This is a genomic window from Pseudomonas sp. CM25 (assembly GCF_013179705.1).
GTDB lineage: Bacteria > Pseudomonadota > Gammaproteobacteria > Pseudomonadales > Pseudomonadaceae > Aquipseudomonas.
The window spans coordinates 1-11,205 of record NZ_JABMCW010000181.1; the positions used below are offsets into that span (position 1 = coordinate 1).

An 11,205-nucleotide genomic window follows, 5' to 3' on the forward strand; every position below is an offset into this window, starting at 1 on the left:
ACGACGTGAAGATCAGCACCGCCACACCAATGCTGGCAGTAATCGCCAGGTCCTGGATGACCGGGATGTCGATCAGCATCAGCACGGCAAAGCCCACGGCATCGGCCAGCAGCGCGGTTACCCCGGCCAGGAACAGGCGGCGAAAGGTGTAGCGCGCTGCGACCTGGCGGTGGGTGCCGCGGCCGATGTCCTGAAGAATGCCATTCATCTTCTGCGCCGCATGGGACACACCGATGGCAAAGATCAGGAACGGCACCAGGATCGAATACGGGTCGATGGCATAGCCCAGCCAGGCGACGATGCCCAGCTGCCACACCACCGCAGTCAGCGAGCACAGCACCACCAGCAAGGTGCTGCGCAGGCAGCGGGTATAGCAGTAGATGATCAGCAGGCTGGTGAGCACCGCCAGGGCGAAGAACGCCATCACCTCGATCAAGCCGTCGATCAGGTCGCCCATCAGCTTGGCAAAGCCGATGACATGGATACGATACTGGCCGCTGGCCTCGTAACGGGCGCGCAACTGCTCGAGCTTCTGCGCGAAGGCGTGGTAGTCCAGCCCCTTGCCAGTGGCCGAGTCCTGGTCGAGCAGCGGCACGATCAGCATGCTCGACCTGAAGTCACGCGCGACCAGGCTGCCGACAATGTTGGCGCGTTCGATGTTCTGGCGCAGTTGCTCGATGTCTGCCCTCGCACCCTGGTAACTGTCGGGCATGACCGGGCCACCCTGGAAGCCTTCTTCGGTGACTTCGGTCCAGCGCACGGCGGGGCTCCACAGCGACTTGACCCAGGCGCGGTCCACGCCCTGGCTGAGAAACAGCTCGTCGTTGATGTGGCGCAGGGTCTGCAGGTAGCCCGGATCGAAAATATCGCCTTGGGTGTTCTCCACCACCACCCGCACCGCGTTGCCCAGGCCGCGCAACGAGGCGCGGTTTTCCAGGTAGTTGTGGATATACGGGTGGCTCTGCGGCAGCATCTTGTCGAAACCGGGCCGCAGCTCCAGACGGGTCAGGGCCATGAAGCCCAGCACCAGGGTAGCCAGCAGCATGCACAGCAGGAACGCCAGGCGGTGATTGAACACCAGGCGCTCCAGGCCGTTGCCCGAACGCGGGTCGAAGTCAGCGAGGTTGCGAATTACCGGCAGGGTATCTTGGCGGGTAGCGGCCATCAGGGTCTTCTCTTGTTATGGGTGCGACGGGGGATTACCGGCCTGGTTGCGTACGCCCCGCTCGCCCACCAGCACCAGGCCGTTGCCTGCATCGGTGGTGAGCGCGGTCACCGGGCTGCGGGCGCTTTGCGGCACCGGGCTGAAACTGGCGCCGTCATCCTGGCTAAGCAATAGCTCGCCGGCCTGGCTGGCCAGCCACAGCTGCCCGTCACGGTCGATGCCGGCAGCGGTAAGGCTGCTGTTCACGCCGGTGGAGACCGGCTGCCATTGCCGGCCGCCATCCGTGCTGCGATAGGCGTGACCACGCAGGCCGTAGACCAGCAATACGCCGCGCTTGCCGACAGCGCCGAACAGCGTGCCGGCGTAGGGTGTGGCAATGCGGCTGAAGCGCTTGCCGTCCCATTTCAGCAGCAAGCCCTGTTCGCCAGTGATGTACAGGTCGTCACCCACCGCCGCCAGGCTGGTCAGGTGCAGACCTTGCGGGTTGTCGCTGTGGTCCAGCCACGGCTGCCAGTGCGCGCCACCGTCAGTGGTGCGCAATAGCAGGTTGAACACGCCCACCGCGTAACCATTGCGGGCATCGCTGAACCACACGTCGAGCAAGGCATTGTCGGCACTCGCAGCCGGCAGCTGTTCGGCCAGCGCGCGGCCGTCCAGCTGCCGCTGCCAGTGCCCACCACCATCGCGGCTGTGCAGCACCACACCCTCGTGGCCGACCGCCCACCCCAGTTCGGGCGTGGCGAAACTCACGGCGTTGAGGTCAGCGCTGACCGGCACCTCGGCCTGTTGCCAGTGAGCGCCGTGGTCATCGGAGTACAGGATGTGCCCGCGCGGGCCCACCGCGACCAGGCGCTGCCCGGCCAGGGTCACATCGCGCAAGGCGCTGCTGGCGACCAGCGCGCTGGGCATGGCGGGCACATCCAGCACGTCGGCAAAGGGCGCCGCCATGGCTGCGCCGTGCAGCGCAGCCATGGCCAGCATCAGTGCGCTGCAGCGTTTGAAGACAGACATTGGCCACCTCTGCTCCATGGTTCAGCGAATGCCATTGCCGGCCAGCGACTCGGGCGACCATTGGGTCTTCGACAGCGGGTCGATGTAGCGGATGCCGCCATAGGCGCCGACCACGCCATTGAGGTTATAGGTGCCACCGATCAGGTCATGGATCATGAACGGGGTGGCATCCGGGGTCTGCTTGTCGTAGCTCTGCGTGAGGAAGGCGAACGACCCGCGGTACAACTGGCCACGGGCGTCGTACTGGTCCGAAGCCAAAGCGATCCAGCTGTCTTCGTCGAGGTAGAAGCGGCGCTTGTGGTAGATGTGCCGTGCGCCGTCCTTCAGCTTGCCCTCCACAACCCACACGCGGTGCTTCTCCCAGCGTACGAACTGCGGCGCCAGATGGTTGGGCGTGGTCAGTTGCCTGACGTCGGTGTTGTAGGTGAGCTGGTAGGTGTTGTACGGCACATACATTTCCTGCTTGCCGACCAGGGTCCAGTCGTAGCGGTCCAGCGCCCCGTTGAAGACGAACACGTCATCGTAGGTACCCGAGCCCGAAGTGCCCGGGTTAGGCGTGTCGTATGCCAGGTTGGGTGCCAGCTTGACCCGGCGCTGGCCCGGCAGGTACTGCCAGGCACTGCGCGGCTGCACCAGCGGGTTGGCGGCATCACGCAACATCATGGCTTCGCCGGCACGGCGCGCGGGCCCGGTGTACACCAGTTTCATCTGGTAGTAGGTGTCCTTGGCGCCAATCGGCTTGTTCATGTCTTCGTATATCGGGTAACTGATGTTGGCCTGGCCGGTGGTCGACAACGTGGGTTTGCCGGCAGCATCGACGTTCCATGAGTCGTATTTGGCAGTCATGCTTACGCCTTGGTAGCGCAGCAGGAAGTTCCACATCGCTTCGGCACCGTTCTGCGGGATAGGGAACGGGATGCCGGGTAGCACATTGTCGACTGCACTACCGCCTTCCTGGCTGTGGGCACCGGTGGCGTTTTTACGGGTGTTGTCGAGCACCGCCTGGGGCAACGCCACGCTACGGTGGGTCGGGAACACATCCACACGGTAGCTGGGGTAGCGCTTGAGCAGCTCCAGGGTGGTGGCGGTGAGCTGGTCCTTGTACTGCGCGGCGTTGTTGCCATCGATGACCAGCAGCGGCTTGTCGCTGGCAAACGGGTCGGGACGCATGCTGGCGCCGCTCTGGTAGCCGGCGGGCGGGGTCAGCAGGCCGCCCTGGTAGGCCGGGATCGAGCCATCGGCGTTACCGGCTTTTTCCGCGCCGATGGCGGTCAGGCTGGTGCCCAGGCGTGCGGCCTGGTCGGGGGACACAGCGGCCTGGGCAGTGCTCAGGGCGGCCAGTGACAGGCACGAGGCCAGCAGGGTTGGTACGAAGTTCATGATGGTTGTCTTCCTGTATGGGCGTTAGGAAACATGACTCAGAAGGTCGTCTTGACGGTCAGGTACAGGGCGCCGCGGTCCTCGGTGGTGGCACCACCGCCGGAGAAGGAGGCGTAGCCGCCGCCGTAGCAGGTGTAATCCTGTTCGCCATCCAGGGCGTTGGGGGTGCTGCCGTCGGTCTGGCCGTCCTTGCAAGCCTTGGCCTGACCGAAGCTGTCGACGTACTTGAGGTCGACGAAGTACTGGTTGTAGATGGCCGCGCTCAGGCCCAGCGCATAGTTGCCAGTGTTCTCGGCGCCACCGCCTTGCACCGGCGACACACCGTCGATGCCCACGTTGATCGACAGCGGCAGGCTCAGGTCCATGCCCGGCAGCACCTGATACCAGGTGGGGGTGAAGTTGACGGCGATACCCCAGTTGTCCCGTGTAGCCTTGTCCAGGCCGCGATAGCTGCTCTTGCCCTTGTACAAAGCCTGATTGTGGCTATCGAGCTTGAGCAGGTTGCTGTAGAACAGCTCGCCCAGCAGGGTTGCCGCGTCGAACAGCGGTGTGTCGCCAATGGTCATCAGGCCGTTGACGGTGAAGTGCAGCGTGTCGCCGGTAGCACTCAGGCTGTCGCCATCCCTGGGCACGTCGTAGACCACACCGCTGCTGGGCAAGCGCGCGGGCAGCAGGCCGAAACCGCCGCCCAGGCCGCCCTGGCCAGGCGCGCTGACGATTGCCGGGATACTCGCCAACGGCATGTTGTGGCGGATGTTCAGGTCACTGCCGACGCTGATACCGCCGACATCCCTGGAAAGGCTCAGGCCATAGATATCGATGTTGTCGGCATAGGCGAACTGGTAGGTCGCGCTCTGCAGCGAGTTGTACAGGTTGCCTACCGCGCCTTGGCGGCTGCCCGGCGGGTTGCCGAACGGGCCGTTGGCAACGCTCATGCCGCGCGCGTCGAGCCAGGCCTGGGGCAGGATTTCCGAGGTCTTGCGGTAGTAGAAACCAAGGGTGCCACCCAGCCAGTCCGGTGCCCATTTGGCCATGACGCCCCAATCGCCGCGCTTGCCCGGCGTCAGGTCGTGGCCACGGCGAAGGGTGGTCAACGCCCCGCGCACCGGAATAAGCCCCGGTGTCCCGGTGTGCCCCAGCAGGAAGCTCTGCGCACCCTCGCCTACCACATCCGCGCCACCATAGTAGGTACCAGCCTCAGGCAGGCGAGCGGCGTCCCAGTCGAAGAAGTACTGCGCAGCCACGCTCAGTTCAGCGTTGACCAGAAAGGAGGTCGACAGCTGGTTACGCGGTACGAACAGTTCCTTGGCCTCGGTGCCCGGCGAGGCGGCCAGCTTGGCCAGGTCCAGACCGGACTGACCATAGCTCAGCGAGTGCACCGGGTTGAGCAGCGTTTCCCCCCAGAACAGATTGTGCTGGCCGAGTTTGGCGCTGACCTGCGAAGCCTCACCCACGTCACGGCTGATGAATACGAAGGCATCCAGCACTTCGCCGGACGGGCCACTGTAGTAGCGTTGGGCATAATTGCTCAGGTGCGGGCTGCCAAGTGGCACGCCGGTACCCGGCAGGCCGTTGAGACTGGGGTTGATGCCCGACTGGTCGCCGTTGCCATTGACGAACGGGTTGCTGTTGGAACCGGCGTTGTCATAGGCCTTGTCGTACCAGCTGGCGGTGCTGACGCGCAGCCCGGTATTGCCGTGGTACACCACGTCCAGTTCGGTCAGCAGATCGACCCGGTTGCTGATAGTGCTGCCGGCCTTGCGAAAGTTGTAGTCGCCGTCGTTGCTGTTGGGCGTGCCCAGCATGCGCTTATCGGCACTTTCGGTACGCACGCCGTAGTTGTATTTGACGGTATTGTCGAAGCGCACTGCCCAGCTTTCATTGCCAGTATCGACTTCGAAAGCCTGCGCGGCGGGTAGCGCAAGCAAGCCGATGGCGCAGGCGAACAGGCAGCGCTGTGGCTTCACGGCGCGGTGAATGCGGTGTTCAGGCATTACGATGGCTCCACGTATTGTTATTGTTTTTTAACCAGCCCGTCTTGCGCGGGCGTGGTTGGGGCGTCCATGCACTATTACAGGTGGGCACTGTCCATTCGGCGGATCAGCGCTTCGGCCAACGGCCAAGGGCCGAAACCGGAGGCCGGGTTGAGGTGGCCCACGGCGCCCAGGTTGACCAGCTCACTACCCCACCGACCGGCCAGTACGCCGGCGGCGGCGTAGGAGGCCAGGGGGTCATTGCTGCTGGCCGCAACGATGCTGGGGAACGGCAGCGGCATTGGCGGCAACGGTGACCAGCCCTTTTCTGCCAGGCTGGACGGGCTGGGGTAATGCGCTGGCCAATCAGCGTCGAGGTCTGGTGGCGCTGCCAGCAAGGCGCCCTTGATGGGGCGTCGGTAGCGCGCCGCCCAATGCGCGACCATCAACACGCCGGCACTGTGGGCCACCAGCAGCACCGGGCCATCAATCTGTTCCAGCTCGCGCTGGATCGCTTCGACCCGGGCGTTGCAGCAAAGCCCGTCAACCTGCAGCGGCGGCACGCTACGCACCTTGGCCAGGCGGCTGGCGAGCAGGGTTTGCCAATGCTCGGCGACATGGTCACGCAAGCCTGGAACGATCAGCACGGTGGCAGTGGTTTGCAGTTTTTCCACGGTGAACCTCGTGTGCGGGTATGTCGCTTGAGGTTCACAGTAAACAGCCCCTCCCCCGAGTGCTTCACATTGGGCGTCAGGCACTTTTCATTTGATGACAAGGCCCCGACAGCACTTTGCTTTTCAATTCATGACACGCACGCTATAAAAAGCGAACTGCATGTCGGCCCAGCCAACTACAAAAAAAACCGCATGGAAAACAATAAAAATGCCCGCTTTAGTCCGTGCTGCCAGCTTGACCAACTACCTGGAGGTATCCCGCCACCTGGGGCTCAACCCGAATGCGCTGCTGGCACAGGTTGGCCTTGGTGCAGCGTTGCTTGACGACCCCGACCGGCGCATTCCGGTCGCTAGCGTCATCAGCTTGCTGGAGGCCTCTGCCAAAGCCAGCCAGTGTGAAAGTTTCGGCTTGCGCATGGCCGAGTTGCGCCAGCTGTCGGACTTCGGTGAAATCAGCCTGCTGCTCAGTCACCAACGTAATCTGCGCGACGCCCTGCAGGTCATCGTGCAGTACCGCCACCTGCTCAATGACGCCCTGGCCATTCACATCGAGGAAGCCGGCAAGACCGTGGTCATCCGCGAAGAGGTGATCAACGAGCGAGCGCCTTGTAGCCGCCAGGCAACCGAGCTGGCGATTGGCGTGATGATGCGTCTGTGCGCGGCCCTGCTGGGCGGCCAGTGGCACCCGATCAGCGCCAATTTCACCCATGCCGCCCCTGCCGACCTGGCCATTCACCGACGCATCTTTGGCTGCACACTGGTGTTTGGCAGCGAATTCAACGGTATCGTCTGCCCCGCCGCCGACCTTGACAGCACCAGCCCGCAGGCCAACGAAGCCATGGCGCGCCTGGCACGGCGCTACCTGGACACCCTGCCGGCCGGCAGCCCAGCGTCGCTGGAGCTGGAACTGCGCAAGACCATCTACCTGTTGCTGCCCATGGGGCGGGCCACGCTCGAGCAAGTGGCGCAGACCCAGGGCATGAACGTGCGCACCCTGCAGCGGCGGCTTGAAGAAAGCGGGTTGACCTTCAAGGACCTGATCAACAGCGTGCGCCGCGACCTGGTGATGCGCTACCTGGAAAACCCCAACTATTCGCTGGGGCGCATCGCCGACATGCTCGGCTATTCGATGCCCAGTTCGTTCACCCGCTGGTTCATCGCCCAGTTCGGCATGCCGCCAGCCAGTTGGCGCATGCAGCACAGTGACCCACTTGCGTCAGGGCCACCGGGCGTTTGAAGCGGGCTTGCTGGCGCCAGGGGAATCTGGCGCCATCGGCTTTGCGGACTATTCGCTGTCGACGCAGATGAACACCTCGTCACCCTCGCGCTCCACGGGGTAACTGACAACCCTGAGCGCCGTGGAATTGACCAGGTACCCACTGGCCAGGTCAAACCGCAGCCCATGCGCGCAACACTGGATCACCCGGCCTTCCAGGCGCCCGCCGCACAAGGACGCGCCCTGGTGCGGACAACTGTCGGCGATGGCGTAGAGTGAGTCGGCCACATTGAACAAGGCGATGCTGCGGCCCTCGCAGGCGAGTAACACGCGCGCACCGCGCGCCGGTACCTGCGTGGGGAGCAGTCGGATGCGTCGGCTCATGCCTGCTGCGCCTCATGCAACGCTGCGGACATGCCTGCAAACAGCGCCTCGGCCGGCTGCAGCCCGGCAATCAATGGCCCCTGGTTGAAGCGGTAGCATGGCACCGCGCTGCCGGCACGCCCTGCCCCGGCGAGAAACGGGCTGCCATCGTCACGCACACAGTCGATGATCTGCGCGGCTTCCAGCCCGCAGCCTTGGGCGATAGCCAGCAAGGTGGCGCTGTCGCCCAGGTCGCGACCCTGGTGGAAGTAGGCAATGAACAGGCGTGCCAGCAAGTCTTCCAGCTGCCTTGGGCTGAGCACGCTGGCGGCCCGTTGCACCAGGCGGTGGGCATTGCCGGTGTTGGGCATGCGCTTGATACGCGAAAAATCGATATCCTCACCGACCACGCGGGCCGCTTCACGCACCTGGGCCTGGCGCTCGCGTACCGCTTGCTCGCTGCCCAGGCGCTGCCGGTAGAAGGTAGTGAAAGGCAGCCCCTTGGCGGGCAGCCCCGGCAGCAACTGCACGCCCCGCCAGTGCAACTGCACCTGTTGCCCGGGGTAGCTGCGCTGCAGCAGCAGCAAGGCCGCTTGCAGGTGCCGTTGGCCAATCAGGCACCAGGGGCAGACGAAATCGAAAAATACCTCGACAGACAACAGCTGTTTCACGTGTTCAACTCCTGAGTTGCAGACGTTCCATGTCGCGGTGGTAGTGACGTTTGGCGGCAAAGAACACCGCCGCCGCAGCGATGCTTGCCAGCGGCACCAGCTGGAGCGCAGCCTGCAGGCCGATAAGGTCCGACAGCCGGCCAGTGATCAATGGCCCGGTGGCCAGGCCCAGCAGGTTGTTGGCCAGGGTCAGGGTGGCGAATGCCGTGCCATGCACTGCGGCATGGGTCAGGTTGGCGACCATGGCGCTGGAAGGGCCGTTGGTGCCGGCGGCGATCATCATGCCCAGGCAGATCAACAGCAGTTGCGCAGTGCCGACTGGCAGCGCGAAGGCGATGCTCAGCAGCACGCAGCTGCCCAGGCAGTAGGCAATCGCCAGGCTGATCTTGCGGTCCGGGCGCTGGCGCCCGAGGCGGTCGCAAAGCATGGCGCAGAGAATCATGCCGATGCCACTGCACAGCACGATGACTGCGGCGATAGCCCCCGCCCGGTCGGTGCCCATGGCGTAATAGCGGTTCAGGTAACTGGGCATCCAGACGATCAGTGTCCCACCGACGAACAGCTGCAGGCCGCTGCCGACGTAGGCGGCAATGACCGAGCGGCTGCCGTACAAGCTTCGCAGCGGGTGGCTGGGCTTGCCTTGCTGGCGTTGCGCACAGCCAGGCGCAATGCGTGCTTCCTTGACGATCAGTGGATACAGCATGGCCAGCACCAGCCCGAACAGGGCCATGCCGGCGAACGCCCAACGCCAGCCCAGATGCTGCGCCAATGCGCCGCCCAAGGCCATGCCCAGCACCGAGCCGAACATCCCGCCGGCCATGAAGGCACCGGCCAACGTCGAGCGCATGTCGCGAGGAAACACCGCTACTACCACGGCAATGCCGACACTGCCGTAGGCTGCCTCGCCGACGCCGACCAGGAAGCGTGCGATGAACATCTGCGGGTAGTTTTCTGCCAGGGCGCACCCGAGGGTCGCCAGGCTCCACAGCACGGCCATCAGCACCAGGCTGCGCACCCGGCCGAACCGGTCGGCGAGCAGCGACAGCGGGAAGGTCAAGAGGCCGACCATCAGCGCAACAATGCCGCTGAGCAGGCCGAGCTGGCCGTCGGTCAGCGCCCATTCGGCTTTGAGCAGCGGGAACACCGCGTTGAGTACCTGACGCGACATGTAGTCGGAGATCAACAGGCCGAAGGTCAGCGCGAACACCACCCAGGCATAACGCCGGGGCACGCTGTGGGCGGTTTCGGTAGCGCAATCTTCGGCACTGGCGAGGTAGGTGGCCATGTTGCCTCCTTGGGAGTGGGACTTGAATGTCGCTTTTGTTGTTATGGGTAACAGCCAGAACTGATGTTGCGCTTGGGGCTTCTTCGCGGGCGTGCCCGCGAAGCGCCAGGGCGTGCTCCGTCAGGTACGCTGCGGCACGCCTTTCTCACCGGGCTGGCGGTTGGGTGCCATGCCGTTGCGTTCGAGGGTCTGCTCGACGCTGTGGTACTGCTGCCCGATACGGTAAATGGCGCGGGCCTCTTTGCCGTTGGCAATCTCACGGCCCAGTTCGTGGGCCACGCGCACGGTCTGCTGGATCTGCTGCACCGAGGTGAAACGCTTGCCGTGTTGGTCGATGATGGTGTCTTCGTTGCCGCAGCGCGGGTGCAAGCCCATGGCCAAGGCCATGGTGTTGAACGGCAGGACGTTCTTCAGCAGCGATTCGGCAGTCAGGGTGCAGCCGTCTGGCGCACGGTGGATGAAGTTGAAGAAGTTGAACGGGTTGGGGCCATCGAAGCCGCCACCAATACCGATCCAGGTCAGGTTAAGCGGGCCCATGTAGTCGCCGCGACGGACGATGCGCTCAAGCGTTTCCAGCGCATGCATGCCGGTCAGCTGAAAGTGCGGCTGGATGTTGCTGGCCTGCAGGCGGCGCAAATGCTCGCGGACCCAGGCCGGGCCGGCCGGTACGGTCATCTCGCTGTAGGCGGCGTGGATCGCCGGGCTGGCCAGCGAGGTGCCTTCGAGGTACTGCGGGTACAGCAACTCCATGATGTTCATCTGCGTGGTGTTGATGGCCACGGTCACCTGGTCGGGCCGCGGCGTCAGTTCGGCGAGCATGTGCCGGGTGTCGTCCGACAGCCATTTGGCGGCCTCGCCTTCGCCTTCCGGGGCGAAGGAAATCGAGCCGCCGACCTGGATGATCATGTCCGGCACCGCTTCGCGCACCCCGGCGATCAGCTCATTGAATTTGGACAGCCGTTTGGAGCCTTTGCCATCCAGCTCACGCACGTGCAGGTGCAGCACGGTAGCGCCTGCCTCGAAGCAGTCGACGGCCTTCTGCACCTGCTCGTCCATGGTCAGCGGAATGTCTTCAGGGAAATCTTCGGGCATCCACTCCGGGCCATAGGGGGCCACGGTGATTACCACCTTTTCCATGTTTTCCGGGTGCAACGAATCGTCGAAGAATTGCATGCTGTAGTCCTCGCTATTGTTATTGTGCGGTTGCCGCCAATGGCGGCAGCAGGCTTAAAACGTGGGGCTGCCCTGGATGCCGGCGCGCTCCATCTTGCGGTGGCACGGCGGGTAGTCCATGACCGCGTAGTGCTGGGTACTGCGGTTGTCCCAGATGGCTACGCTGTTGGGCTTCCAGCGCCAGCGCACCTGGTACTCGGGCAGGTAAGCCTGGCTGATCAGGTAACGCAGCAGGTCGCTGGCGCCGGGGTTGGCATCCTGGCCAAAGCGCACCCGCTGCGGGGTGTGGTAGTT

11 protein-coding genes are annotated in these 11,205 nt (G+C 64.2%); 1 reads left to right on the forward strand and 10 read right to left on the reverse strand.

Annotation, left to right across the window (positions count from 1 at the left end; translation table 11 throughout):
* The 5 genes from HP546_RS18335 to HP546_RS18355 all read right to left on the reverse strand — a co-directional run.
* Nucleotides 1-1,165: RND family transporter (locus HP546_RS18335; RefSeq protein ID WP_372242447.1), on the reverse strand; the 1,165-nt coding region annotated here is incomplete at its 3' end.
* A gap of 15 nt (nucleotides 1,166-1,180) precedes the next feature.
* Entirely contained in the window at nucleotides 1,181-2,176 is a 996-nt protein-coding gene (locus tag HP546_RS18340; protein ID WP_172228082.1) for a YCF48-related protein, read from the reverse strand.
* Nucleotides 2,177-2,197: 21 nt separating this feature from the next.
* Nucleotides 2,198-3,556 (reverse strand): DUF1329 domain-containing protein, encoded by a 1,359-nt coding sequence (locus HP546_RS18345; RefSeq protein WP_172228084.1) that lies wholly within the window; start codon nucleotides 3,554-3,556, stop codon nucleotides 2,198-2,200.
* A 38-nt stretch (nucleotides 3,557-3,594) separates the two neighbouring features.
* Nucleotides 3,595-5,550, reverse strand: a complete 1,956-nt coding sequence (locus HP546_RS18350; protein WP_172228086.1) for a DUF1302 domain-containing protein — start codon at nucleotides 5,548-5,550, stop codon at nucleotides 3,595-3,597.
* A gap of 77 nt (nucleotides 5,551-5,627) precedes the next feature.
* Entirely contained in the window at nucleotides 5,628-6,203 is a 576-nt protein-coding gene (locus HP546_RS18355; RefSeq protein ID WP_172228088.1) for an alpha/beta hydrolase, read from the reverse strand.
* 208 nt (nucleotides 6,204-6,411) lie between these two features.
* Here HP546_RS18355 and HP546_RS18360 point away from each other — a divergent pair, with 208 nt between their 5' ends.
* Nucleotides 6,412-7,440 carry an AraC family transcriptional regulator gene (locus HP546_RS18360; RefSeq protein ID WP_172228090.1) on the forward strand — a complete coding sequence of 343 codons (1,029 nt, stop codon included), beginning with the start codon at nucleotides 6,412-6,414 and terminating at the stop codon, nucleotides 7,438-7,440.
* 48 nt (nucleotides 7,441-7,488) lie between these two features.
* On the opposite strand, the gene HP546_RS18365 is transcribed toward HP546_RS18360, so the two are convergent.
* The 5 genes from HP546_RS18365 to HP546_RS18385 form a co-directional block, all read right to left on the reverse strand.
* The gene (locus tag HP546_RS18365; RefSeq protein ID WP_172228092.1) at nucleotides 7,489-7,803 is read right to left on the reverse strand and encodes a Rieske 2Fe-2S domain-containing protein; all 315 of its coding nucleotides are present in this window, start codon (nucleotides 7,801-7,803) and stop codon (nucleotides 7,489-7,491) included.
* The gene (locus HP546_RS18370) at nucleotides 7,800-8,453 is read right to left on the reverse strand and encodes a DsbA family protein (protein WP_172228094.1); all 654 of its coding nucleotides are present in this window, start codon (nucleotides 8,451-8,453) and stop codon (nucleotides 7,800-7,802) included. The genes HP546_RS18365 and HP546_RS18370 overlap by 4 nt, the downstream gene beginning before the upstream one ends.
* Nucleotides 8,454-8,457: 4 nt before the next feature.
* On the reverse strand, nucleotides 8,458-9,738 hold the full coding sequence (locus tag HP546_RS18375; protein WP_172228096.1) for an MFS transporter: 1,281 nt from the start codon (nucleotides 9,736-9,738) through the stop codon (nucleotides 8,458-8,460).
* Nucleotides 9,739-9,858: 120 nt separating this feature from the next.
* Nucleotides 9,859-10,911, reverse strand: a complete 1,053-nt coding sequence (locus tag HP546_RS18380) for a 3-keto-5-aminohexanoate cleavage protein (RefSeq protein WP_172228098.1) — start codon at nucleotides 10,909-10,911, stop codon at nucleotides 9,859-9,861.
* Between the two features lie 54 nt (nucleotides 10,912-10,965).
* A partial coding sequence (locus HP546_RS18385) for a TauD/TfdA family dioxygenase (protein ID WP_172228100.1) occupies nucleotides 10,966-11,205 on the reverse strand: 240 nt, incomplete at its 5' end.

Bases quoted from the DNA above. Each gene is read 5' to 3' on its own strand.
- HP546_RS18340 (WP_172228082.1), bottom strand. From the start codon at position 2,176: ATGTCTGTCTTCAAACGCTGCAGCGCACTGATGCTGGCCATGGCTGCG.
- HP546_RS18380 (WP_172228098.1), bottom strand. From the start codon at position 10,911: ATGCAATTCTTCGACGATTCGTTGCACCCGGAAAACATGGAAAAGGTG.
- HP546_RS18375 (WP_172228096.1), bottom strand. From the start codon at position 9,738: ATGGCCACCTACCTCGCCAGTGCCGAAGATTGCGCTACCGAAACCGCC.
- HP546_RS18345 (WP_172228084.1), bottom strand. From the start codon at position 3,556: ATGAACTTCGTACCAACCCTGCTGGCCTCGTGCCTGTCACTGGCCGCC.
- HP546_RS18350 (WP_172228086.1), bottom strand. From the start codon at position 5,550: ATGCCTGAACACCGCATTCACCGCGCCGTGAAGCCACAGCGCTGCCTG.
- HP546_RS18360 (WP_172228090.1), top strand. From the start codon at position 6,412: ATGCCCGCTTTAGTCCGTGCTGCCAGCTTGACCAACTACCTGGAGGTA.
- HP546_RS18365 (WP_172228092.1), bottom strand. From the start codon at position 7,803: ATGAGCCGACGCATCCGACTGCTCCCCACGCAGGTACCGGCGCGCGGT.